This is a genomic window from Stenotrophomonas sp. TWI700, assembly GCF_039673645.1.
GTDB classification, from domain to species: domain Bacteria; phylum Pseudomonadota; class Gammaproteobacteria; order Xanthomonadales; family Xanthomonadaceae; genus Stenotrophomonas; species Stenotrophomonas maltophilia_AA.
The window spans coordinates 45,829-70,181 of the sequence record NZ_JBDJMB010000007.1 but is presented as its reverse complement, the minus strand read 5'-3'; the positions used below and the strand labels follow the sequence as shown (position 1 = coordinate 70,181).

Sequence of the window (24,353 nt, the reverse complement as noted above, 5' to 3'; positions counted from 1 at the left end):
TATATACATACGCTTCGGATGTAAACCAGCGTCCGCCCCCGCATCCAAGGAGAGGCCGATGGCCCGTCGTACCCGCGCCGAGATGGAGCAGACCCGCGCCACCCTGCTGGCGACCGCCCGCGCGGTCTTCAGCGAGCGCGGCTACGCCGATACCTCGATGGACGACCTCACCGCGCAGGCCGGCCTCACCCGTGGCGCGCTCTACCACCACTTCGGCGACAAGCAGGGGCTGCTCGCGGCGGTCGTCGATGAGCTCGACGCGGAGATGGACGCACGCCTGAAGGCGATCTCCGACGCCGCCGTGGACCCGTGGGAGGGATTCCGGCTGCGCTGCATCGGGTACCTGGAGATGGCCCGCGAACCCACCATCCAGCGCATCGTGCTGCGCGATGCACGCGCCGTGCTGGGCGGTGCCTCGCCGGAATCGCAGCGCCACTGCATCGATTCCATGCAGCGCCTGCTGGCGCACCTGATCGATCTGGGTGTGGTCGCCGAGGCCCATCCGCAGGCCCTCGCCTCCCTCGTGTACGGCAGCCTCGCCGAGGCGGCGTTCTGGATCGCCGACGGCGACGATGGCGATGCGCGGCTGGCACAGAGCGGGGTTGCGCTGGAGCTGCTGCTGCGCGGCCTGCGCTGCAGCGCGCCGGCGTCCCCAGGCAAGCTGCCCGCCTGACGGCTTCACAGTTCGCCTCGCGCCGATACCCTATGGTGTCCGCCCCGCGCCGCCTGCCGTCCCGAGGCCGGTGCATCCGCCCCCTGCCGACCGCGAGTACAGCTTGAGCCCTTCACCTTCCCCCGGTTCCCACGGCGAGCGTGATGCCGAGCGCGTCAGGATGGCACTGGCCGCCGGCGCGATCATCGGCACCTGGTTCTGGGATGTGGCCCAGGACAGCCTGACCGTCGACGATGCCCTCGCCTTGGCCCACGGCCTTGACCCGGCCCTGGCCCGCACCGAACTGCGCCTGGACCAGGTCGTCTCCGCCGTCCACCCCGAGGATCGCGCCGGCCTGGCCGAGGCGATTGCCGAAGCGGTCCGCCGCGGTGGCCGCTATGCCCACCAGTATCGAACCCGCGGCGCCGACGGCGCCTATCGCTGGATCGAGGCGATCGGCCGGGTGGACCTTGACGCCCACGGGCAGGCCGTCAGTTTCCCCGGGGTGCTGATCGATATCGATGAGCGCCGCCGGATCGAAGCGGAGCGCGACCAGGCGCAGACCCTGCTGCGCTCCTTCGTCGAGGCCGCGCCCGGCGTGCTGTACGCCAAGGACCGGCAGGGCCGGATGCTGATCGGCAACCGCGGCACCACCGAGCTGATCGGCCTGCCGCCGGAGATCTACGTCGGCCGCACCGACGCCGAGCTGCTCGGCGACCCTGCCCAGGCAGCCATCGTGATGGCCACCGACGAGCGCGTCATGGCCAGCGGGCAGACCGAGCAGCTCGAAGAAGAAGTGAGTTTTCCCGATGGCAGGCGTGCGCATTGGCTGTCGACCAAATCACCCCTGCGCGACGCCGACGGTGTGGTGGTGGGGCTGGTCGGCACGTCACTGGACATCACCGACCGCAAGGCCGCCGAGGCCCGCCATCTGGAAGCAGAGGAGCGTTATCGGCTGGCCGCCCAGGCCACCAATGATGCGATCTGGGACTGGCGCATCTCCGATGGCCAGGTCATCTGGAACGAGGCACTGACCACGCTGTTCGGCCATGCGCTGCGCGAGACCAGCGCGCAGTGGTGGCTGGATCACATCCATCCGGACGACCGGGCGCGCGTGGACCGGGACATCCATGCCGTGATCGAGGGCGGCGGAACCGCGTGGAACAGCGAGTACCGGTTCCGTCGCGCCGACGGCAGCTTCGCCTCCGTGCTCGACCGCGGCACCGTGCTGCGCGGCGGCGTGGGCGAGCCGCTGCGGATGATCGGCGCGATGCTGGACCTGACCGTCCGCCGGGCGGCCGAAGCCGCGCTGGCGCAGAGCGAAGAGCGCCTGCGCTTTGCCACCGAGGCCGGCGACATGGGCTTCTGGGATGTCGACCTCGTGCGCGATGCGCTGATCTGGCCGGCGCGGACAAAGGCGATGTTCGGCATCTCGCCCGAGGTGGCGGTGTCGATGCGCGACTTCCATGACGGACTGCATCCCGACGACCGCGCCGCCACTGTCGCCGCGTTTGCGGCGGCCGCCGACCCGGCGCGGCGCGCACTCTACGACGTGGAATACCGTACCGTCGGCAAGGAAGACGGCGTGGTGCGCTGGGTGGCGGCGAAGGGACGCGGGCATTTCGAGGGCGACCGCTGCGTCCGGGTCGTGGGCGTGGCGATCGAGATCACCGCGCGCAAACTGGCCGATGCCCGGCTGCAGGAATTGAACGAGCACCTGGAGAGCCGGGTGCTGGAAGAAGTGGCGCAGCGTACGCGCGTGGAAGACGCCCTGCGCCAGAGCCAGAAGATGGAGGCGGTGGGCCAGCTGACCGGCGGCATCGCGCACGATTTCAACAACATGCTTGCCACCGTGATCGGCCCGCTGGACCTGCTGGCGATGCGGATGGGCGACAGCGATCCGCGCGCCAAGCGCTACATCGACATGGCCATCGATGGCGCGACCCGCGCCGCGCAGCTCACCCAGCGCCTGCTGGCGTTCTCCCGGCAGCAGCCCTTGCAGCCGGTGCCGTTGGATGTGAACCGGTTGGTGGCCGGGATGTCGGACCTGCTCGTGCATTCGCTGGGCAGCAGCATCCGCCTGGAAACCGTGCTGGCCGCGCAGGTGTGGTGCACCTTCGCCGATGCCAACCAACTGGAGAACGTGATCCTCAACCTGGCGGTCAACGCGCGCGACGCGCTGCCCGGTGGCGGGCGCCTGGTGGTGGAGACCGCCAACTGCACGATCGCCGACGATGACGATGCGGCAGCGGCAGAGGTCCCCGTGGGCGAGTATGTCCGGATCACCGTGGCAGACAACGGCAGCGGCATGCCGCCCGAGGTCATCGCCAAGGCCTTCGATCCGTTCTTCACCACCAAGAAGGTGGGGCAAGGCACCGGCCTGGGCCTTTCCCAGGTGTACGGCTTCGTCAAACAGTCGGCCGGCCACGTGAACATCGATTCGACCCCGGGCCAGGGAACCACGGTGACCCTGTATCTTCCGCGCCGCAGGGTGGATGTCGCGCCATCGCCCCCGCCCGGAAGAGAGGACAACCGCGCCCTGAGCGGGGGTCGGGAACTCGTCCTGGTCGTCGAAGACGAACCCGGCGTACGGCAGTTTTCCGTCGAAGCGCTGACCGAACTGGGCTACCCGGTGCTCGCGGCCGAGGGAGCCGCCACGGCGCTGACCCTGCTTGACCGCCATCCCGACATCGCGCTGCTGTTCACCGATGTGGTGATGCCGGAGGTCAACGGGCGGCAGCTGGCGGATGAGGCGCTCAGGCGGCGGCCGACGCTGAAAGTGCTGTTCACCACCGGCTACAGCCGCAATGCGCTGGAGAACGATGGCGTGCTCGACCCCGATGTCCACCTGATCGGCAAGCCGTTCACGCTGGAGGAACTGGCGTTGCGGGTGCGGGCGGTGCTCGCCGAGGTGCGCTGAGCGGCGCTTGACGGCAAGGGGTTTTTCTCAATACTGCGGCAATGCTCAGCCAACACTTCCTGTTCTTCTTCGCCATGCTGGGCGCCTTCAATGGCGTGGTGGCAGCGACGGTACTGTGGTGGCGGGCACGGGGCGAAACCACGCAGCGCTGGCTGGCGCTGCTGATCCTGATGGTGGGTGTGCGAACCGGAAAATCCGTGGCCTTCCATTTCTGGCCGGATATTCCGCTTGTCGTTCTCCAGCTCGGGTTGACCGCGTGTTTCCTGATCGGGCCCTGCCTCTACTTTCTGGTGCGCTCCAGCCAGCGCGACGCTGCGGGAACCGATAGCAGGGGCCGGTGGCACCTCGCCGCGCTGCTGGTGCTTGCCGTTGCGGTGAATATCCTGCTCCCGTATGCCCGCAACATCGAGCTGTGGCGGCACATGATCACGCCGGGCATCAACTACGCCTGGCTGGGGTATCTCGTCGTCACCACTTTCCAGATGTATCACCACCGTGCACGCCTTCGTGGCACGCCGGCGGCCCCGCTGCTGGTGGGGGCGTTGACGGGTATCTGGATCATCTGGATCGCGTACTACACGGCCGGGTACACCTCCTACATCGTCGGCGCCCTGTCCTTCACCTTCGTTCTCGCGGTGAGCGTCCTGGTCGCCGTCCGCCTGCGCTCGGGGCAAGTACCGATCGAGCCCTATCAGGATCGTCGGATTCCCGCGTCCGACGCGGCCGTTCAACTGCAGGCCCTGGCCGAGCTGATGGCGCGTGAGCGCTTGCATCTGGACCCTGCCCTGACCCTGCCCCGCCTCGCCCGCCGGCTTGGCATGCCCCAGACCCGCCTGTCGCAGTTGCTCAACGACAACAACCAGACGTCGTTCAAGCAGTACCTGACCCAGCTGCGTGTGGTCGAAGCAAAGGCGATCCTGCAGCAGAGCCCCCCGAAGCCGCTGGACATCGTGGCGCAGGAAGCGGGGTTCCAGTCCATGTCGACCTTCTACAGCGCGTTCAAGAAGTGCGAGGGCGTCACCCCAGCGGCCTACCGCACGGCTGCGGCGCACTCCTAGAATCGATTCCCGCACTCCGGGAAGACGCTGCAATACATTGATTTGAAAGTGATTGGGTAGGGTGCTGGCTCCTTCCTGCGAGTCAGTGCCATGCAGACGTTACGTGCCATCGCCACCTTCGTATTGCTACTGCTGAGTGTCTGGCTGGGCGGCGCCTGCAGCACCGGCGCCGCCACCGGCCTTTCCACAGACAGCCCGATCGCGTCGCCTGCCCGCGGCCACCAGGAACGCATTCTGTTCATCGTCGCCAGCAGCCGGGTGCATGGGACGTCAACGCTCCCGGCCAGCATCAGCTTTGGCGAGGTGGTGCATGCCTGGGATGTCTTCCATGCCGCCGGCTACGCGGTGGACTTCGTGTCACCCGACGGCGGCGCCGTGCCGATTCTCGGTGACTACGTCAGCGACGACGTGGCGCACCGTCTGGACGATCTGCGGATCATGCGCGGACTGCGCGGTACCGCCACCCCGGCACAGATCGATCCGACGCAGTACCGGGCCGTGTACTACGTGGGCGGGAGCAATGCCATGTACGGCGTCGCGGAGAGCATGGGCCTGCAACGCATTGCCATGCAGGTCTACGAACGCAACGGCGGGGTGATCTCGGCCGTCTGCCACGGCACGGCCGGCATCGTGAACCTCCAGCTTGCCGGCGGCCAGTACCTGGTCTCGGGCAAGCGGATCAGCGGCTTCCCGGAAGAGCACGAGCAACAGGATGCCGCGTACTTCCAACAGTTCCCGTTCCTGATCCGCCAGACCGTCGCGACCCGCGGCGGCACATTCCGGACCGTGGAAGGCGGTGACCCGCATGTCGAAGTCGATGGCCGGCTGGTGACCGGGCAGAACTATGCCTCTGCCAAGCCAGTCGCCCAGGCGGTCGTCGAGGCGCTGCGCACACATGCCGATCCACCGCCGAGCCGGACGACAGCGGAACGCTGATGTCCCACACACCCACCACCCACCGTGCTGAGAGAACACCATGAAAAGACCGTTCCGATCCGCTGCCCTGGCAGCCTCCCTGCTCCTGCTGCTCCCCGCCATGGCCTCGGCCCAAAACTCCGACCGCGAGGCCGTGGACAAGGTCATGCAGACGTTCATGGCCGCCTACAAGACCGCCGACAACGCGCTGGCCAAAGAGGTCTTCCGGGCCGATGGCGTGATGATCGGCTATTCGGAAGCCCGGGGCAGCTCGCTGCTCATGCGGACAGGCGAACAGTTCGCGGAAGGCTTCGACGGTAAGCCCGCCGCCAACGAGGCCCAGCGCAAGCGCCGCTATGAAATCGTGGATGTGACCACGAATCTGGCGGCGGTCAAGGTGATGCTGGACTATCCCGGTTGGGATGGGGTGGACTACGTTGTCCTGCTGAAGACCGATGGCAAGTGGCAGATCATGAGCAAGTCGTGGACGGGCCAGCTCAAACCGTGATCGGCGCCCTGCCGCGCCGACGCCCAAGGTCTGGCTGAGGCCGGCGTTCCGGATCGACCCCTGCCTTGCCCGCCGATCGCCGGTGGGCAAGGCAGCAGGGTCCCGACCTGCGCGGGCCTTCAGCGCCCGGCTCCACCCAACACCCGCCCTTCTGCGGTGTCGCCGCTCCCCCGTCCCCGCGCACCGATACCGCGCTGGCGCAACGATCTGCACCAATTTTCAAACATACGATTGAAACACGCGTAACTTCGTCGAACTGGACACGATCCACCAGTTCCGCCAGACTCCGCCCTTTCCTGTTGTTCGGCACCCATGGCGAAACTGCTGGTCCTGCATGGCCCCAACCTCAACCTGCTCGGTACGCGCGAGCCGGGCGTGTATGGGCACACCACGCTGGCGCAGATCGACCAGGCCCTGCTGGCCCAGGCGCAGGCTACCGGCCACGCCGTGGAGGCGCTGCAGTCCAACGCCGAGCACGTGCTGGTGGACCGGGTCCAGGCGGCCCGTGACGACGGCACGGCCTTCATCCTGATCAATCCGGCGGCGTTCACCCATACCTCGGTGGCCCTGCGCGATGCGCTGGCCGCGGTGGACGTGCCCTTCATCGAGATCCATCTGTCCAACCCGCATGCACGCGAGCCCTTCCGCCAGCACAGCTATTTCAGCGACAAGGCGGTCGGGGTGATCTGTGGGTTCGGTGCGGACAGCTATCGCTATGCGATGGATGCGGCGTTGACCCGGCTGGCGGCCGCCTCCGCGTGATGACACTGCCGCGTGTCCTCGCCAGCGTCGTGCTGTGGGGCTGCCTGTGTGGCGCCGCCATCGCCGGCGACCGCGAGGACGAGGGCATCGACTGCGCGCACCCGGTCACCACGATGGAGAGCGACCTGTGCGCCTCGGACGTGGCGGCCGCCGCCGACGTCGAACTCAATGCCGTGTACGCGCAGGCGCGCCGGCAGCTGCGCGCCCCGGCCGACGGCGGTGCCTGCAGCTGGTGCCGCAACGCCGAGCAGCAGCTGGTGCTGGCCCAGCGCGCCTGGGTCGAACTGCGCGACCACGACTGCGACGCGGTGTACCTGTTGAATTCCGACGGCTCGGCCCGCAATGGCGCGCAGATGCGCTGCCTGACCACCCTCACGCGCGACCGCATCCGTCAGCTGCGCGACTTCTACGAATTGCTTTGACCCGAGCGCACCGCGCTTCCCACCACACTGACACCACGAGCTAAAGAGGCCCCTATGGATCTCCGCAAAATCAAGAAACTGATCGACCTGCTGGAAGAGTCGAACCTCGCCGAAATCGAAATCAAGGAAGGCGAAGAGTCCGTGCGCCTGTCGCGCGCGCCCGTCTCCGGCTACGGCATGGTGCAGGCCCAGCCGCAGATGATGATGGCCCCGGCGCCGGCACAGCCCGCCGCCCCGGCGATGCCGATGCAGTCGCCGACCGAAGCCTCCACCGGCGGCACCGCCAAGGCCGGCAACGCCCTGCCCGATGGCCACGTACTGCGCGCACCGATGGTCGGCACCTTCTACTCGTCGTCCTCGCCGGACAAGCCGGCCTTCGTGTCGGTCGGCCAGGCCGTCAAGGCCGGTGAAACGCTGGCGATCATCGAAGCGATGAAGATGTTCAACCCGATCGAAGCCGATGTCTCCGGCACCATCGTCGCCATCCTGGGCGAAAACGGCCAGCCGGTCGAATTCGACCAGCCGCTGTTCGTGATCGGCTAAGGATTAGTCCATGCTCGACAAAGTCGTTATTGCCAACCGAGGGGAGATCGCGCTGCGCATCCTGCGCGCGTGCCATACCCTGGGCATCCGCACGGTGGCTGTGCATTCCACGGTCGACCGCAACCTCAAGCACGTGGCCATGGCCGACGAGTCGGTCTGCATCGGTCCGGCACCGTCCTCGGAGAGCTACCTCAACATCCCGGCCCTGATCGCCGCGGCGGAAGTCACCGACGCCCAGGCCATCCACCCGGGCTACGGCTTCCTGTCGGAGAACGCCGACTTCGCCGAGCGCGTGGAAGAATCCGGCTTCATCTTCATCGGCCCCAAGGCCGACACCATCCGCCTGATGGGCGACAAGGTGGAAGCGATCCGCGCGATGAAGGCCGCCGGCGTGCCGTGCGTGCCCGGCTCGGGCGGCCCGCTGACCGACGACATCGTGGCCAACACCAAGATCGCCCGTGAGATCGGCTACCCGGTCATCATCAAGGCCTCCGGTGGCGGTGGCGGCCGTGGCATGCGCGTGGTGCATGCCGAGGCCTCGTTGAAGGCGGCGATCGAGACCACCAAGTCCGAAGCCAAGGCCGCTTTCAGCAACGATCAGGTCTACATGGAGAAGTTCCTGGAGAATCCGCGCCACGTGGAAATCCAGGTGCTCGCCGACGGCCAGGGCAACGCCATCCATCTCGGTGAACGCGACTGCTCGATGCAGCGCCGCCATCAGAAGGTGGTGGAAGAAGCGCCGGCACCGGGCATCACCACCGAGCTGCGCGATGAGATCGGCAAGGTCTGCGTGGAAGCCTGCATCCGCATCGGCTACCGCGGCGCGGGTACCTTCGAGTTCCTGTTCGAAGACGGTCGTTTCTACTTCATCGAAATGAACACCCGCGTGCAGGTGGAACATCCGGTGACGGAGATGGTGACCGGCATCGACCTGGTCTGCGAGCAGCTGCGCATCGCCGCCGGCCAGAAGCTGAGCATCAAGCAGAGCGACGTGGTGCTGAGCGGCCACGCGATCGAGTGCCGCATCAACGCCGAAGACGCCGAAACCTTCGTGCCGAGCCCGGGCCAGATCACCGCCTTCCATCCGCCGGGTGGCCCCGGCGTGCGCGTGGATACCCACATCTACAGTGGTTACCGCGTGCCGCCGAACTATGACTCGATGATCGGCAAGCTGATCGTGCACGGCCCGGATCGCGAGACCGCGATCGCGCGCATGCGCGTGGCGCTGAGCGAACTGGTCGTGGACGGCATCAAGACCAACGTCGCGCTGCAGCAGCGCATCATGCGCGACAAGGGCTTCCAGGCCGGTGGGCAGAACATCCACTACCTGGAAAAGCGCCTGGCCGAACGCAAGAACAAGTCGATCGCGTTGACCTGATCGACGCGCTCGCGCGGGACGCTGGACAGCAGAAAGGCGGGGATCTCCCCGCCTTTTTGTTTGTCTGCGTTTTTCCGCTGCCCTATCCGAGCCCGCCCATGAACTGACGCACCACGTCGGCGGCCGCCTGCGGGTTGGCCTGCAGAAGCAGATGAGGGCCCGCCACGGTGTGCTGCTGTGCCTGCGGCAGCAGGCGTGCCCATTCGTGCTGCGCCCGCGCAGGCAGGAGGCGGTCATGCGAGGCCTGCAGACACAGCATCGGCACTGCGATGTCGGGCAGGGCCGCACGCGCATCAACGTCAAGCACGGCACGCAGGCGCGCGCGCAGGACCGGAACAGTGACCTGGGCCAGCGCCTTCCGCAGGCCGTCCCGCAACGCTGGCGTTGCCCAGCGACCCAGCAGCCACCATGACAGCGCTGGCGACGGCATGCCCCGCATCGGCACATACGGCAGCAGCGGGCGCAGCGCGCGCCCGGCGGGCCAATGCGCGCGGGCAAAGGTCGTGGAGAGGATCAGCCCCTGCAGTCGCGAGGGCGCAGCGGCGGCGACGGTCAGCGCCAACGGCCCCGAGAACGACTCCCCCAACAACACGAACGGCGCATCGCGCGGCAGCGCCGCCTGCACGAAGGACAACAGCGCGGGGTAATCGAGAGGAACATCCCGCGGGTAGGCGATGACCGAGGTGGCCACGCCCCGCGCGGCCATCGCATCGATGAAGGCGGTATGCAGCGTGCCGGTGGCATCCATGCCCGGCAATACGATCAGCGCAGGCAGATCGGCCATCGCCGCCCCTGCCTGGCTGTCACTTGGCGGTATCCGCCGCAGTGACCTGCGAGTTCTTCACCGGCTCTACGCCCAGCGACGAGGTCGGATCCAGGATCACCATCGTTTCGGTGGAGCCATCCGGCCACACCACCTGGAAGGTGCTGCCGGTGGGCAGCGAAGCGAACGGCATGCCACTCTGCGCGCGATACACCGCAGCGACCTGACTGGCACCGGCGCGACGCACTTCGGCATCGGCCTTCACCGAGGTCAACTGCACTTTGGACAGGCTTCGGTAACGATCGTCATAGGTATCGATCATCACCAGGCCCACCGCTCCGGCCGAGTACGCGACAAACAACGTCACCCAGAACCAGAATTTGGCACCGTGCAGAATTCGACGGTAATTCATCGCCCATTCCTCAGCTTGACCAGCTCTTCGACCAACACGTTCATTTTCCCCGCACCTTGCCGCGATACCGCAGCGTCATACACAAAAGTGGCAAAGTCCTGCCCACCGTCCTGCGAACAGATCCCTCCGTTCGCGCAGAAATTATTCATCAACACGCTGTCCGACCCGCAGGCCATGCCCAGCTCGCAGGCGGCCAGCCGCCAGGCCAGTTCGCTGAACTGGTCACCGGCCACCAGGCCGCTCAGCGCGTTGTCGCCGCTGGCACGCTGGCCCATGCCCGGTGCCAGCGCCATGAAGGCTTCCGGATCGCGGGAATCCATCACCCGCTCGACCAGCCCGCGGCGATAGCCCGGCCCGGTTTCCAGCGGCAGGCCCTCGGCGAACAGCGAGGCCTCGGCAGCGAGGTTGCCGGCCTTGGCCGACTGCAGGCGCTGCGCCAGGATCAGCGGCCGACCCAGGTTGTCGCTGCTGACGAAGCCCGCACAGCGCCGCGAGACGCGCTCGCGTGCAGCGACCATCGGCGCCGACGCGCTCATGCCCATACCGGTCAACAGCGTGTTGTCGAGCTGATAGCCGCCCGGGTCCATCGCATACATCGCGCAGTAGTCGTAGACGCGGCTGACCATCCACCCGGCCTCGGCGTTGCCGTTGGCCGCCTGCAGCTGCAGGCGCTGCGCATAGGCGAACAGGTCGGTGTCGCCTTCGATATCGGCCCGCAGGTCCAGCGGCAGGCCGGAGGCCACCGCCGTGCCGCGCTCGCTGCCGAGCAGGCGCCGGGCCAGTTGCCGGGCTTCGGCCGGCACCGCGGTGGACGCGCTGCCGGCCTGCGGCTCATCCAGCTGCGAGGCGGCCTGATCGGCGTGCAGCACCCGATCGCCCGCGCGATAGCCCACCACCCCCAGCAACGCCAGGGCCGGTACGACCAGCAACCAGGTTTTCAGGGTCGGCACGAGCGCCATGGGCAGAAGTCACACGCTGTCCGTGATGGACAGCAGGAGTTGAAGTTTAGCAAGCGGCTGCAGCGGTGTCTGAACCAGCCGTCGGGCCGATCTTACCGGCCGGCGAGACGAGCGCCCGGCGGCACGGCCGGGACCATCGCCCCGCACTGGTCTAACATGCACGGTTTTCCGCCGGTCCCTGCCCCCATGCCCTTCCTGGAACTCACCCTGCACTGCACCGAAGCCACCCAGCCGCGCTATGAGAATGCGCTGGACGACGTGGGCGCGCTGGCGGTGACCCTGCTCGATGCCGATGCCGATACCAGCAACGAGCGCGCGATCCTGGAACCGGGCGTGGGCGAGACCCCGCTGTGGAACGACCTGGTACTGACCGCGCTGTTCCCCGGCGATACCAATGCGCTGGCCCTGCTGGCCGCGCTGGACGCCTTCGATCCCGGCCTGGACTGGGCCAACGCCAGCTTCCGCGCCGTGGCCGACGAAGACTGGGAACGCGCCTGGATCGACCAGTTCCAGCCGATGGCCTTCGGGGATCGCACCTGGATCGTGCCGTGGAACCATGAGCTTCCGGAGGCCGCACAGGCCGACGATGCTGCCGTGGTCCGCCTGGATCCGGGCCTGGCGTTCGGCTCGGGCACCCACCCGACCACCGCGCTCTGCCTGCGCTGGCTGGACGGCCTGGCCGCCGAGGGCGCGCTGGCCGGCACCACCGTGCTCGATTTCGGCTGCGGCTCGGGCATCCTCGCCCTGGCCGCGCTGAAGCTGGGCGCGGCCCGCGCGGTCGGCGTGGACAATGATCCGCAGGCGGTGCTCGCCACCGGCGACAACGCCGAGCGCAACGGCCTGCAGGATCGCGTGCAGGTCTATCTGCCGCAAGACGAACCGCAGGCGACGTACCCGGTGGTGGTGGCGAACATCCTTGCCTCGGCACTGGATGCGCTGGCCGATGTGCTGGCGACGCGCGTCGCCCCGGGCGGCCGCATCGCGCTGTCGGGCATCCTGCACGGGCAGGAAGGGGAACTGCTGGAGCGCTACGCCCCGGCCTTCGAACAGCTGGCCGTGGCGCAGGATGGCGACTGGATGCGCATCACCGGCGTCCGCCGTGCTTGAATAGCCTGTCTCCTGCCCGGTCCCGTGCCCATGTCCGAGCCTCCGATGCCGCCGCGACGCCCGATCGCCACGTTCCTGCGTCCGTCCGCGGAGGCGCCGGCCAATCCCGCTGAGCCGGTGTCCCTCTCCCACGAGGAGACGCCTGCGGCGTCGGCAACGTCCGTGGACGATCGCATCGCCCCGCTGGCGGTGGAACAGGTGATCGATGCCCAGCCGGTGCATGCGCCGCAGCCGACCGTGTCGCAATCCGGATTTGGATTCGCCGACGAACGTGCAGCCGATGTCGAACATGCGCACGCCGGCGAAGCTGCACCGGCCGCCACACCGGTCGCCGGTACGGAAGCGCCATCGCACCCGCTGCTGGATGACCTGCACGCCATCGATGAGGACGCGCGCGGCCCGGCCACCGCTGCCCTGCCCCCGGGCGAAGCGGTCACCACGCCCAGTTTCCTGCGCCTGCCCGGTGCACGCCTGCGCACGCCGCGCTGGCAGTGGGGCATGGTGGCCGGGCTGGCTGCCGTGCTGCTGATGCAGATCGCGGTGGCGGACCGTGCACGGCTGGCCGCCGATGCCGGTACCCGCCCGTGGATCGCCGGACTGTGCAGCGTGCTGCGCTGTTCAGTGCCGGCCTGGCGCGAGCCGGCGGCCTTCAGCATGCTCAGCCGTGATGTACGCCCGGTACCGGGCCAGGCGGGTGCGCTGCAGGTGCAGGCGAGCATCCGCAACGACGCGCGGTGGGCCCAGGCCTGGCCGTCGCTGCGGCTGTCGCTGTCCGATGCCGATGGCCGCGTGATCGGCACCAATGTGTTCGCGCCGGCCGACTATCTGGAGCGCGCGATGGACCCGGCCGCCACGCTGGAACCGGGACAAAGTGCACAGATCAGCTTCCGCGTGCGGGAGCCTGCGGCGTCTACCGTCGCATTCACCTTTGAGTTCCTCTGAGGCATCGCCGGGGCCGCCGGAGCGTGGCAGGCAGCCGGCGCACGCGCTAGACTGACCCCATCACCCTTCCGCCGTGGGCTGTTGTCCGCCCCGGCTCTTGCACCGGGAAACTCCTTGAACGCTGTCCTTTCTCGTCCTGACAACAGTCGTGGCGCGCCCAAGCCACCCCTGCGCGAACACGTGGCCCAATCGGTCAGGCGGTACCTGCGGGACCTGGATGGCTGCGATGCGGACGATGTCTACGAGATCGTGCTGCGCGAGATGGAGATTCCGCTGTTCGTGGAAGTGCTCAATCACTGCGAAGGCAACCAGAGCCGCGCCGCCTCGATGCTGGGCATCCACCGCGCCACCCTGCGCAAGAAGCTGAAGGAATACGGCATCACCACCTGATGCCGGTGCGGCACGGGGCGTGCCCAGCGGGAGGAAGGCCGGATCGAGCAGCCCTCGGTACCGGCCTTCGTCGTTTTGCGGGGTTGGCGGGCGCCGCGATGGCCGTCGAAGAGGTCAGGCCCGCGTCACTGGCCTACACTATGCCCCCGCTCCGCTTCGATCTCCTGCCCCCATGAGTTCCGATCTGCTGCCCGTGCGCCGGGCCCTGCTGTCCGTTTCCGACAAAACCGGTCTGATCGACCTGGCCCGCGCCCTCGCCGCGCGCAACGTGGAGCTGCTCTCCACCGGCGGTACCGCCAAGGCGATCCGCGACGCCGGCCTGGCAGTGAAGGACGTTGCCGACGTCACCGGTTTCCCGGAAATGATGGACGGCCGGGTCAAGACCCTGCACCCGATGGTGCACGGCGGCCTGCTCGGCCGCGCCGGGATGGATGACGCGGTCATGGCCGAACACGGCATCGGCGCGATCGACCTGCTGGTACTGAACCTGTACCCGTTCGAGTCGGTCACCGCCAAGGCGGACTGCACGCTCGAAGACGCCGTGGAGAACATCGACATTGGTGGCCCGGCCATGCTGCGCTCGGCCGCGAAGAACTTCGCCCGCGTGGCGGTGGCGACCGACCCGTCGCAGTACGCCGAGCTGCTGGCCGAGCTGGACGCCCACGATGGCAAGCTGTCGGCCGCCAAGCGTTTCGCCTTCTCGGTGGCCGCGTTCAACCGCGTGGCCCAGTACGACGCGGCGATCAGCAATTACCTCTCCGCCGTGACCACCACCGACACCGCGGTGCCAGTGCGTGCGGAGTTCCCGGCGCAGATGAATTCCAGCTTCGTGAAGGTGATGGACCTGCGCTACGGCGAGAACCCGCACCAGAGCGGCGCGTTCTACCGCGACCTGTACCCGGTGCCGGGCACGCTGGCCACGTTCCAGCAGCTGCAGGGCAAGGAACTGAGCTACAACAACCTGGCCGATGCCGATGCGGCGTGGGAATGCGTGCGTCAGTTCGACGTGCCGGCCTGCGTCATCGTCAAGCACGCCAACCCGTGCGGCGTGGCCGTGGGCGCCGGCAACGGCGATGCCTATGAGCTGGCCTATGCGACCGACCCGACCAGCGCCTTCGGCGGCATCATCGCCTTCAACCGGCCGCTGGACGCCGCCACCGCGCAGGCGATCCTGGACCGGCAGTTCGTCGAAGTGCTGATCGCCCCGGACTTCGAACCGGCCGCGCTGGAATACGCGCAGAAGAAGGCGAACGTGCGCGTGCTGCGCATTCCGCACGGCGACGGCCGCAACAACTACGACACCAAGCGGATTGGTTCCGGCCTGCTGATGCAGAGCGCCGACAATCGCGGCATGAGCCACGATGAGCTGACGGTGGTGAGCAAGCTGGCACCGACCGAGAAGCAGTTCGCCGACCTGCTGTTCGCCTGGAAGGTCGCCAAGTTCGTCAAATCCAACGCCATCGTCTACGCCAAGGACAACCGCACCATCGGTGTCGGCGCCGGCCAGATGAGCCGCGTGTACTCCGCGCGCATCGCCGGCATCAAGGCGGCCGATGCGAACCTGGTGGTGGAAGGCTCGGTGATGGCCTCCGATGCGTTCTTCCCCTTCCGCGACGGCATCGACGCCGCCGCTGCCGCCGGCATCAAGGCGGTGATCCAGCCGGGTGGCTCGATGCGCGACAGCGAAGTGATCGCGGCCGCCGACGAGCATGGCCTGGCGATGGTGTTCACCGGCGTGCGTCACTTCCGCCACTGATCCGCGGGACGACACGGATGTCTCCATGGCAGACCCGATGCCTTGCAGCGCTGGCGCTCGCCACCGCTGCGGGGCTGGCCAGCTGCACGCCGACCAGTGAACCGGCGGCCGCGCAGCCAGCCCCCGATACCGTCGCACCCTCTGCCGGTCCGATCGCCCATGTCAGCCGCAGCACGCGCCTGCAGGGCTTTCTGACCGAGCGCTACGGCAAGGCCGCCAAGCGCTCGGGGAAATGGCGTGGCAGTTGGGTGCAGGACGGCGACACACTGCTCACCAATTGGCACGTCTGCGCCGAGCAGCCGGTGGTGACCGGCGACAGCTGGCAACAACTGTTGGCCGTCTGCGGTTCACCGCTGGACGGTGCCCACCCGGACCCGGGCGCGATCGACTTCTTCGTACTGCGCCCCGAGGCGGACCGCTTTGCCGTGGCCGCCGAGCTGACCGGGCAGAACTTCGGCAGCCGGGGCGAGCCCGGCACCGTGCAGATCCTCCGCGCCGGCAGCGACTTCTACGGTTTCCGCATCGAGCACGGCTGGTTCGGCCAAGGCTATTCGCTGATCACCCAGACGCTGGTGTTGCCCGGCCCGAACGGGCTCGTGGAAGCCGGCGGTGTGCGCAGCCATATCGACAACACCGCGGCCTACGACTGCGACGACGCCGATGCGGAACCGGACTGCCAGGCGCGGTTGTTCAACCTCGATTTCACCCTGCGCTTCGACGACCGCGATCCTGCGGCACGGCAGTGGCCGCTGCTGATCGAGGAGACCGGCCTGGGCTGCGGCGGGCAGCCGGTGCGCCGCGAACACCGCTTCACCCTGGACCCGAAGACCTGGACCTACGCGTTCCCCGAGGCACTGAGGCGCGAAGAGTGCGAGTGATGCGTTCATGCGCATTGGCAGTCGTGTCGCTCGTGCTGCTGGCCGGCTGTGACCGTACACCTGCGCCTTCCGGACCCGCCAAGGCGCACCCTGTGCTCGACACCACGGCGCAACCGGAAGACACCGTCCGGGTCAGGGGCGACCACATCCAGCGCCTGCAGGCCTTCCTTCGCACGCGCTATGGCGACAAGGCCGTCCTGGATGCGCCATGGAAGGACGACTGGGAGGACACCGAGGTCGAGGCGCTGCGCCCGGTCACCCGCACCGTGTGTGCGCGTGACACGTTTACTGCCGACGGTCACGAGCAGACCCTGCTGGCGGTGTGCCAGACCCTGGACGACGCCGCCACGGTCGAGCCGGGCCGGGTCGATCTGTATGTGCTGCGCGTGGGCACGGACGACGAAGACGCCAATCGGGGCGGCTTCTTCGCTCAGCTGCTGGCCGATGATCCGCTGCTGGTCATGGCCCAGCGCCTGCAGGGGCAGTACGGCCGCCACGGCGCACCCGGCACCGTCCGGATCGCGCAGCTCGGCCCGCAGCGCCGTGCGTTCCAGATCACCCATGAGGAACACCGGCGCGGCCATCGGTACATCTGGCGCAGCTACATCGCCGAACACAACCATCGGCTGCGCGATGTCGCCCGGTACCGCGATCATCTCGACAACCTCGCCCTGCATCACTGCAACGGTGAGCCAGCCGCATGCGGAAGCGAGGTCTTCGCGGTCGACTTCAGCACGACGGTGGGCGACGGCACTGCGGTGGATGGCTACTGGCCGCTGACGGTGCGTGCCAGCGGCCACGACTGCACGGGCCCGGCGACCGAGTACTACCACCTCATCTTCGATGCCCGGCAGCGCGCGTATCCCGTGCCGGACGACCTCCAGCGCGACGGCTGCGCCGACCGCTGAGGCCGTGGGTTGCCACGGCAACCGACCGCCCGAATGCACCCGCCGCCCGCACCGCGTAAAATCACGTTCCTGCCCTCTTACGCGAGAACTGCATTGAAGATCCTGGTCATCGGCGCCGGCGGCCGCGAACACGCCCTGGCCTGGAAGCTGGCCCAGTCCGCGAAGGTCCGCGAGGTCATCGTCGCCCCCGGCAATGCAGGCACCGCCACCGAACCCAAGTGCCGCAACGTGGACGTCAAGGTCACCGACCTGGACGGCCTGCTGGCGCTGGTCGGCACCGAAGACATCGGCCTGACCGTGGTCGGCCCGGAAGTGCCGCTGGTGGCCGGTGTGGTCGACCGCTTCCGCGCCGCCGGCCACCGCATCTTCGGGCCGACCGCCGCCGCCGCGCAGCTGGAAGGCAGCAAGGCATACGCGAAGGACTTCCTGGCCCGCCACAGGATCCCGACCGCGTTCTATGCCGTGCATACCGACATCGAACCGGCGCTGGCCTACCTGCGTGAGAAAGGCGCACCGATCGTGGTCAAGGCCGATGGTCTGGCTGCCGGCAAGGGCGTGATCGTGGCGATGACCCTGGCCGAGGCCGAGGACGCGGTGCGCGACATGCTCTCCGGCAATGCCTTCGGCGATGCAGGCGCACGCGTGGTGATCGAAGAATTCCTCGACGGCGAAGAAGCCAGCTTCATCTCGATGGTGGACGGCAGGACGGCGCTGCCGATGGCGACCTCGCAGGATCACAAGCGCGTCGGCGACGGCGACACCGGCCCGAACACCGGCGGCATGGGCGCGTACTCGCCAGCCCCGGTGGTGACCGACGAAGTGCATGCGCGCGTGATGCGCGAGGTGGTCAACCCGACCGTGCAGGGCATGATCGCCGACGGCATTCCGTTCACCGGTTTCCTCTATGCCGGCTTGATGATCGATGCCAACGGCGCGCCGAAGGTGATCGAGTTCAACGTGCGCTTCGGCGACCCGGAAACCCAGCCGGTGATGCTGCGCCTGCAGTCGGACCTGGTGGACCTGGTCGAAGCGGCGATCGACGAGCGCCTGGACACCGTGGAGGCGCAGTGGGATCCGCGGCCCTCGCTGGGCGTGGTGATGGCGGCCTCGCCGTATCCGGAAACGCCGATCACCGGCGACGTGATCCATGGCCTGGAGGCGGTCGCCGCGACCGCCAAGGTGTTCCATGCCGGCACCACGCTGGACGCGCAGGGCCAGGTGCTCAGCGCCGGTGGCCGCGTGCTGTGCGTGGCGGCGTTGGGCGGCACGGTAGGCGAGGCACAGCGCAACGCTTACGCCGGCGTCGGTGCGATCCACTGGGCCCATGAGTTCCACCGCCGCGATATCGGCTGGCGGGCGATTGCGCGCGAGCAGGGCTGAGGCGGGTCAAGGGCAGCAACGGCTGCTGTGCAGCGCAAAGGCCCGGCATTGCCGGGCCTTTGTTCTAGAGAACGGCGTCGAGCCCTTTCCGGTCGATCAGGTTCAACAGCTTCAGCGATGGTCCACTGGGCTTCTTGTCGCCCTGCTCCCAACTGCGCACTGTTGAAACGCTGGTGTTCAGCACGCCTGCGAATACCGGCTGGCTGAGCGCAAGCGACGTGCGGAGTGCACGGATCTGGGCGCTGCTGTACGCGGGCACCGGCTCCAGGCAAAGGGCTTCGTAGCAGCCCAACCGGCGCTTATCGATGACCCCATGTGCATGCAGGCTCACGGCCGCATCGTGCACGGCCTCCAGAAGCCTGCTCTTCGGGCGCCGGCGCTCAGATGTCTTTGTCATGACAGATCTCCTGCAGGTCACCGCATTTCACGGCGCGATCCAACTGTCAGGCCTCGCCGCATCTCATCCACCGCGCGGCACAGGGCCGCGTCGCCGAGCGCAGACCTTCGCAGGCTGCGGTTGAAACTCCGGGTGCGGAAGACACGTTGCATGATCATACCGTGCCACTGAGTGGTACGGCGTGAACATCAGCAGTGGCGTGCCCCGCTGTCGGAAAGATCAGCGGCCAGACACCGGTATAACGCTGCCGCAAAGAAAAGGCCCGGCAGTGCCGGGCCTTATCATTTACTCAGCGGCTTACTGCATCACGCAGTAAACAGCGCCTTCATCTTCTTCAGCGCGTTCGCCTCGACCTGGCGGATGCGTTCGGCCGACACGCCGTACTCATCGGCCAGCTCCTGCAGCGTCACCTTGCTGTCCGCGTCCAGCCAGCGACGGCGGATGATGTCGCGCGAACGCGCATCCAGCTCGGCCATGCCTTCGCGCAGCAGCTGCAGCTGATTGTCTTCGCTGTCCATCCGCTCATACGCCATCGAAGGATCTTCTTCGTTGGCGCGCAGATAGGCAGCCGGCGACGGCGGCGCATGGTCGTCATCGTCATCGCTGGAGAGATCGAAACCGATATCGCGGCCGGACAGGCGCGACTCCATCTCGAGCACTTCGCGCTCGGACACGTTCAGATCCTTGGCCACCGCACTGACTTCCGCCGCGTTCATCCAGCCCAGACGGGTCTTGGATTTGCGCAGGTTGAAGAACAGCTTGCGCTGCGCCTTGGTCGTGGCGACCTTGACGATGCGCCAGTTCTTGAGGATGAACTCGTGCATTTCCGCACGGATCCAGTGCACCGCGAACGACACCAGGCGAACGCCCATGTCCGGGTCGAAGCGCTTCACCGCCTTCATCAGGCCGATGTTGCCTTCCTGGATCAGGTCGCCCAGCGCCAGGCCGTAGCCGTTGTAGCCACGGGCGACGTGCACCACGAAGCGCAGGTGGGAATGGACCAGCTCGCGCGCGGCGTCCAGGTCCAGCTCGTCGCGGAAGCGGCGGGCCAGATCCTGCTCGTCATCGACCGACAGCACCGGAATCTGGTGCACGGCACCGATGTAGGCGTCCAGCGAACCGAGCGCACTGGGAATCGGGAGATTGTTTGCCACAAGGGCAGTAGAGGTGTTCTGGCTCATAGCACTCATCTTAGCAGTCCCGGAATTGGACTGCTAAAGGGGAAAGAAGTTCCAGCGTTCTGTTCATGGGATGCTGGCACCGATCACCCCGCTAACGTACCGCGAAATGATGACAGTGGCGAGTGGCTGGAAATAAGGCATCAAGTCGAATTAAATCAACGACATAGGTTAATGAATTGGGCGCCAAGGCGTGTTTTCTGGCTGAACGGGCCGCCGGGAAACGCCCATTCATGCCGGAAAGGTTGTCGGCAGTTCAGCCAGGCATGGCCTGGCTCTACCCCCAATCACCTTTCAGCCCGGTCGCGCCATGTCACCGAACCGAATCGTCCCCAAACCCGACCCCCAACACCGCAATGCCCGGTAGTGCCACGCCATGCGTGGCAGGCCCAAACCCACCGAAGCCGCAAACGACGCCATGCGTGGCAGGCCCGAACCATCCGAAGCCTAGTAATACCCCGCCATGTTCAGGAAGAACCCCTTCTGGTCGTACTTCAGCTCGGTCATGTCATCGCTGAACTCGGTGAAGTTGTAGCCCACCCCGACCTTGAAGTTCTCCCCGACCCGTCGGTCCACGCCCACCAGCCAGCCCTTGCGCACGCCACCGTCGCGCACCTTCAACCAGCGGTGCTCGGCCAACCCTTCCCATTGCGCGAACAGGCGATAGCGCAGCTGCAGCGCGGCGAAGTCGGCGCGGCTGTCCAGCCAGGCACCCTCGCCACGGCCGGTGCGGTAGTCGCCCCAGCGCGAGGCCAGCTTGCCGGCCACTTCCCAGCGCGCGCCCAGCTGACGGATCCCTTCGAGCGAGAGGATCTGCGAGCGCTGGTCGTACAGGTTGCCGCCCTCCTGCCCCAGCGATGCCACATCGTAGAGATAGGTGAACTTGCCGAAGCCGGCCCAGCGCGTGTTGTCGTGCGGGCGCCAGGCGAAGCCCATGTTGGTCTCCACCAGCTTGGCGTCGGCCAGACGGTCGATGCGGTCTTCGGTATCGGCATAGTTCGCGCGCAGGGCGAAGCGCCAGTCTTCGTTGAGCTTGTACAGCAGGCGGTTGGTGGTCACCCACTGCTCGCGCTGCTCGGCCCCACTGTCGCGCCGATACTCCAGCTTGCTGTTCCACTGCGCTACGGCATCGGTACGTCCGCCGCTCACGCTGTAGGCGCGGCGATCGACACGGCCCAAGGTGGAATCCAGCTCACCGTCCATGATCGTGAAGCCCAGGTTCCAGCCCTGCGCGGGATAGAAGTCCATGCCGAAGGTGTGCACGATGCCTGCGCTGTCCTGGCGACGGTCCTTCAGATACTGGCTCTCGTTGTAGACGTTGACCTGGTTGCTCAGTCGCCAGCGCTGGCCCAGCGTCCAGCCACTCTGCAACCCGGTATCGAACAGCGGATCGGTGCCGGTGCGGTCGGTGCTGTAGCTGTAACTGCCGTACAGGCTGTGGTCCGGTGCCATGCGGTACTCACCATCGACCTTGGCGCCATGGCCGCGGCTGCCGCCACTGACTTCCGCGCCGACACTGCTGCGGTCGCCGAACAGATACCGCGCGCCCAGCGTGAGCAGGTCGTTCTTCTCGTACGCGCCACCGTCATCATCCAGCGTGACCTGGCCGGTGCCGTACAGCTCCCACGACGCGCCGAAGCGCTGGCGGTAACCGATCGCGGCCAGCAGGGCGTCCACGCTCTGCAGCTCCTGTTCCTCGCGCACGCGGCGCAGCTCACCGGTCAGCTGGCCGTCGTTGCCCAGTCGCCACTCCGCGGTCAGCTGGCTCTGCTCCAGCGCCAGTTCGCCCTGCTCGGTGCGGGTGTGCCGGCCATACAGGCTGACGTCGTCGGTGAGGTAGCCGAGGAATTCGGCACCGTATTCCTGGATCGACAGACCGGTGTCCTGGCGCGCGACCGAGAAACCGGCATCGACATCGCGCCACCACGCCCCCAGGCTCCAGTCCTGGGTCGTCCAGCCCAGCTCACGCAGATTGGCACGCGCTTCCACCGCGCTGGCGGTGCCCGAGCGCCGGCCTTCGTAGGGATTGCGACGGATGAAGCTCAGGCCGCCGTTGTCCGAATAGAACACCGGGGCGGCAGTCGCTTCGGTGCGGGTCTGCTCCATCTTCAAATACGTGCCACGTCCGGCCTGCAGGGTGAGGTCGGCGCCCTTGAGGCTGTAGTTCTCGCCGCTGCGGTTCTCGTCGATCCAGGTGCCGCCGATCGCCACGTGGTCACCGATCCACTGCCGGCCGCGCGCACCGTAAGTCACGTCATCGCTGCTGAAGCCGAGCGGCACGTATTCGTAGTCCACCAGCAGCAACTGGTCGTAGCCGTCGAGCGGCATGTCGCGGGTGATGCTGCGCACGTTCTCGCGGGTCAGCTGCGCCAGCGGACGGGTCAGGATCAGGCGGCCCTGCAGGTTGTCGATCTCGTAGTCCACGCCCTCCTGCAGGGTGGCGCGCGTTTCGGTGCGACCGGTGGTGCGGTCACGTACTTCCAGCACCACCTGCTCCGAGCCCGGCAGCACATCGGTGTGGCGCAGGTAGTACAGGCTGCCGCCGGTACCGAGGAATTCACTATGGCCCGGCGCGGACTGCGCTTCTGAACCGAACACCTTCACCTGCGAGCGTGCCTCGCCCAGCGGCGTGGCCTCCAGCGAACGCCAGTTCAATGCACCGCCATACAGCGAGCGTACGTACTGGCCATATTCGGTGCCGGTGATGCCAGTGGCGTAGTTGCCCCACACGGCCTGGCTCTGATCCCAGTCCACGCGCAGGTACAGCCGGCCCTGCGTATCCACGTCGCGGTAGGTGGTGGAGTCATCGCCATATACCGGGTAATACAGGTCTGGATCCAGGCGGCGGAACACGTCCTGCGCGTCGGCCTGGGTGAAATCGCGGAACAGGTACTTCAGCTCGCGGTCCTGGGTGTCGGCCTGTGCAGTGACCAGGTATTTGCCGCGCAATTTGCCCTTCAGGTAGAACGCCAGCCGGCCCTCGCTGAGGAAGCTGTCGTCGTCGCGATCATCCGCCGCCAAGGGCTGCAGGTTGCCACTGGCGCTGTTCTTGGACACGGTGACATCGGCGATGGCGACCAGGAACAGATAGCGGCCGGTGACATCCACATCCAGCTGCCGCTGCGCGGAGGGCGCATCGCGGGATTCGACACTGACGTCGTAGCGATGCTCGCCGACCGGCTCGAGGAACTCGGCCGCGAACTTCTGCTCCAGGTCGACCGGGAAGTCCTGGCCGTTGATGCGCACGCGGCTGTTGGGTTCCAGGTTGCGGCCATACAGACGCACGCGCGAGCCGTGGATGGGAATGTTCTGCAGGCGGAGCATGCTCTGCCCATAGATGCTGTTGCTGAGCTGCAGGTCCTGCGCGCTGTCGCCATCCAGGGCCTGGCCCAGCGTTTTCTGCACGTTCTCGCGGGTGATCTGCAGGCCCCGGTCGAAGTCGGCCGGGGTGACCAGCTGGATGCGCTGCAGGCGGGTTTCATCGAACGCCCCACCGGCGCCGTAGGCACGTGCGACGTAGATGAGATCGTCACCGGTGCGCAGCTTGATCTGCGGCGGCAGCTCACCGCTCCACTCGGCATCGCCAACGTAGTCGGCCGGCAACTCGATGCGGGCCAGCGGCGTGACCAGATCGGTATCGGTACCGCGATACAGCGTCACCTCCAGTTTCTGAATGAAGGAGGCGTAGTTGTTGTAGCTGTGGAAGCGCAGCGGACGGATCACCCGGCCATTCTCGAACGGCACGGTGGCGGCGGCCTGCACGCTCAGGCTGGGTGGCACCATGGTCGGATCTTCGGTCGCCCACACCACGCCGCCGTTGGGCAGCTCGGCCATGAACTGGCCGCCGCGCGCCGCCACGTCCGGGGTGACTGCCGGTGACGCCGGTACCGTGCCGGCCACGGGGAGATCGGTGCGGCCCGGCAGCGGCAGCGCGGGCGCGTCGTCATCGCCGATGCGCAGCAGCAGCCCGTCATCGCTGCGGCAGCTGTCGGCTTCGCAGCGGATCGGCGCGGGTGAAGGAGCCGGCAGGGACTGCTGGGCGGCGGCAGGCGCTGCCAGCAGCACGGCGCTGGCCACGCCGAGGATGAGGCGGCGGGAGATCGGGCTCGGAATCAGGGTCATGTC

23 protein-coding genes are annotated in these 24,353 nt (G+C 67.4%); 16 read left to right on the top strand and 7 right to left on the bottom strand.

The window, feature by feature from the left end:
• The first annotated feature begins 58 nt into the window (after positions 1 to 58).
• The 9 genes from ABE473_RS07620 (at position 59) to accC (ending at position 9,158) form a co-directional block, all read left to right on the top strand.
• A complete protein-coding gene (locus ABE473_RS07620; RefSeq protein WP_319210628.1) occupies positions 59 to 673 on the top strand; it encodes a TetR family transcriptional regulator in 615 nt (204 codons plus the stop codon).
• A 103-nt stretch (positions 674 to 776) separates the two neighbouring features.
• A complete protein-coding gene (locus ABE473_RS07615) occupies positions 777 to 3,572 on the top strand; it encodes a PAS domain-containing protein (protein ID WP_346489042.1) in 2,796 nt (931 codons plus the stop codon).
• Between the two features lie 41 nt (positions 3,573 to 3,613).
• Positions 3,614 to 4,630, top strand: a complete 1,017-nt coding sequence (locus ABE473_RS07610; protein ID WP_346489041.1) for a helix-turn-helix transcriptional regulator — start codon at positions 3,614 to 3,616, stop codon at positions 4,628 to 4,630.
• 90 nt (positions 4,631 to 4,720) lie between these two features.
• Complete coding sequence (locus ABE473_RS07605) at positions 4,721 to 5,566, top strand: type 1 glutamine amidotransferase domain-containing protein (protein WP_346489040.1); 846 nt, start codon at positions 4,721 to 4,723, stop codon at positions 5,564 to 5,566.
• Between the two features lie 100 nt (positions 5,567 to 5,666).
• A complete protein-coding gene (locus tag ABE473_RS07600) occupies positions 5,667 to 6,053 on the top strand; it encodes a nuclear transport factor 2 family protein (protein ID WP_346489039.1) in 387 nt (128 codons plus the stop codon).
• A gap of 312 nt (positions 6,054 to 6,365) precedes the next feature.
• Positions 6,366 to 6,815: a type II 3-dehydroquinate dehydratase gene (gene aroQ / locus ABE473_RS07595; RefSeq protein WP_319210622.1), complete on the top strand. Its 450-nt coding sequence runs from the start codon at positions 6,366 to 6,368 to the stop codon at positions 6,813 to 6,815.
• Positions 6,815 to 7,237 (top strand): lysozyme inhibitor LprI family protein, encoded by a 423-nt coding sequence (locus tag ABE473_RS07590; RefSeq protein WP_346489038.1) that lies wholly within the window; start codon positions 6,815 to 6,817, stop codon positions 7,235 to 7,237. The genes aroQ and ABE473_RS07590 overlap by 1 nt, the downstream gene beginning before the upstream one ends.
• A 54-nt stretch (positions 7,238 to 7,291) precedes the next feature.
• Positions 7,292 to 7,780: an acetyl-CoA carboxylase biotin carboxyl carrier protein gene (gene accB / locus ABE473_RS07585; RefSeq protein ID WP_176988013.1), complete on the top strand. Its 489-nt coding sequence runs from the start codon at positions 7,292 to 7,294 to the stop codon at positions 7,778 to 7,780.
• Between the two features lie 10 nt (positions 7,781 to 7,790).
• Positions 7,791 to 9,158, top strand: coding sequence for an acetyl-CoA carboxylase biotin carboxylase subunit (gene accC / locus ABE473_RS07580; protein ID WP_346489037.1), 1,368 nt, complete (start codon positions 7,791 to 7,793; stop codon positions 9,156 to 9,158).
• Positions 9,159 to 9,240: 82 nt separating this feature from the next.
• On the opposite strand, the gene ABE473_RS07575 is transcribed toward accC, so the two are convergent.
• Genes ABE473_RS07575 through ABE473_RS07565 form a run of 3 tightly spaced genes read right to left on the bottom strand, consistent with a single transcriptional unit; the run spans position 9,241 to position 11,292 of the window.
• On the bottom strand, positions 9,241 to 9,942 hold the full coding sequence (locus ABE473_RS07575; RefSeq protein ID WP_346489036.1) for an alpha/beta hydrolase: 702 nt from the start codon (positions 9,940 to 9,942) through the stop codon (positions 9,241 to 9,243).
• A gap of 19 nt (positions 9,943 to 9,961) precedes the next feature.
• Positions 9,962 to 10,333: a hypothetical protein gene (locus ABE473_RS07570; RefSeq protein WP_346489035.1), complete on the bottom strand. Its 372-nt coding sequence runs from the start codon at positions 10,331 to 10,333 to the stop codon at positions 9,962 to 9,964.
• A complete protein-coding gene (locus ABE473_RS07565) occupies positions 10,330 to 11,292 on the bottom strand; it encodes a hypothetical protein (RefSeq protein ID WP_346489034.1) in 963 nt (320 codons plus the stop codon). The genes ABE473_RS07570 and ABE473_RS07565 overlap by 4 nt, the downstream gene beginning before the upstream one ends.
• A gap of 186 nt (positions 11,293 to 11,478) precedes the next feature.
• Here ABE473_RS07565 and prmA point away from each other — a divergent pair, with 186 nt between their 5' ends.
• The 7 genes from prmA (at position 11,479) to purD (ending at position 18,653) form a co-directional block, all read left to right on the top strand.
• The gene (gene prmA / locus ABE473_RS07560) at positions 11,479 to 12,399 is read left to right on the top strand and encodes a 50S ribosomal protein L11 methyltransferase (protein WP_346489033.1); all 921 of its coding nucleotides are present in this window, start codon (positions 11,479 to 11,481) and stop codon (positions 12,397 to 12,399) included.
• Between the two features lie 30 nt (positions 12,400 to 12,429).
• Complete coding sequence (locus tag ABE473_RS07555) at positions 12,430 to 13,341, top strand: DUF3426 domain-containing protein (protein ID WP_346489032.1); 912 nt, start codon at positions 12,430 to 12,432, stop codon at positions 13,339 to 13,341.
• 114 nt (positions 13,342 to 13,455) lie between these two features.
• Entirely contained in the window at positions 13,456 to 13,731 is a 276-nt protein-coding gene (gene fis, locus ABE473_RS07550; protein WP_026069829.1) for a DNA-binding transcriptional regulator Fis, read from the top strand.
• Positions 13,732 to 13,903: 172 nt separating this feature from the next.
• Positions 13,904 to 15,487, top strand: a complete 1,584-nt coding sequence (gene purH, locus ABE473_RS07545; protein ID WP_346489031.1) for a bifunctional phosphoribosylaminoimidazolecarboxamide formyltransferase/IMP cyclohydrolase — start codon at positions 13,904 to 13,906, stop codon at positions 15,485 to 15,487.
• 17 nt (positions 15,488 to 15,504) lie between these two features.
• The gene (locus ABE473_RS07540) at positions 15,505 to 16,365 is read left to right on the top strand and encodes a hypothetical protein (protein ID WP_346489030.1); all 861 of its coding nucleotides are present in this window, start codon (positions 15,505 to 15,507) and stop codon (positions 16,363 to 16,365) included.
• A 92-nt stretch (positions 16,366 to 16,457) separates the two neighbouring features.
• Entirely contained in the window at positions 16,458 to 17,273 is an 816-nt protein-coding gene (locus ABE473_RS07535) for a hypothetical protein (RefSeq protein WP_346489029.1), read from the top strand.
• 93 nt (positions 17,274 to 17,366) lie between these two features.
• Positions 17,367 to 18,653, top strand: coding sequence for a phosphoribosylamine--glycine ligase (gene purD, locus ABE473_RS07530; RefSeq protein WP_346489028.1), 1,287 nt, complete (start codon positions 17,367 to 17,369; stop codon positions 18,651 to 18,653).
• Positions 18,654 to 18,717: 64 nt separating this feature from the next.
• Here purD and ABE473_RS07525 read toward each other — a convergent pair whose 3' ends face one another.
• The 4 genes from ABE473_RS07525 to ABE473_RS07510 all read right to left on the bottom strand — a co-directional run bounded on the left by ABE473_RS07525 (position 18,718) and on the right by ABE473_RS07510 (position 24,350).
• Positions 18,718 to 19,050: a DNA-binding transcriptional regulator gene (locus ABE473_RS07525; RefSeq protein ID WP_346489027.1), complete on the bottom strand. Its 333-nt coding sequence runs from the start codon at positions 19,048 to 19,050 to the stop codon at positions 18,718 to 18,720.
• A gap of 17 nt (positions 19,051 to 19,067) precedes the next feature.
• Positions 19,068 to 19,202: a type II toxin-antitoxin system RelE/ParE family toxin gene (locus ABE473_RS07520; protein WP_346489026.1), complete on the bottom strand. Its 135-nt coding sequence runs from the start codon at positions 19,200 to 19,202 to the stop codon at positions 19,068 to 19,070.
• A 153-nt stretch (positions 19,203 to 19,355) separates the two neighbouring features.
• Positions 19,356 to 20,231: an RNA polymerase sigma factor RpoH gene (rpoH, locus tag ABE473_RS07515; RefSeq protein ID WP_019183519.1), complete on the bottom strand. Its 876-nt coding sequence runs from the start codon at positions 20,229 to 20,231 to the stop codon at positions 19,356 to 19,358.
• A 444-nt stretch (positions 20,232 to 20,675) separates the two neighbouring features.
• Positions 20,676 to 24,350, bottom strand: coding sequence for a TonB-dependent receptor (locus tag ABE473_RS07510; protein ID WP_346489025.1), 3,675 nt, complete (start codon positions 24,348 to 24,350; stop codon positions 20,676 to 20,678).
• Positions 24,351 to 24,353: the final 3 nt, after the last annotated feature.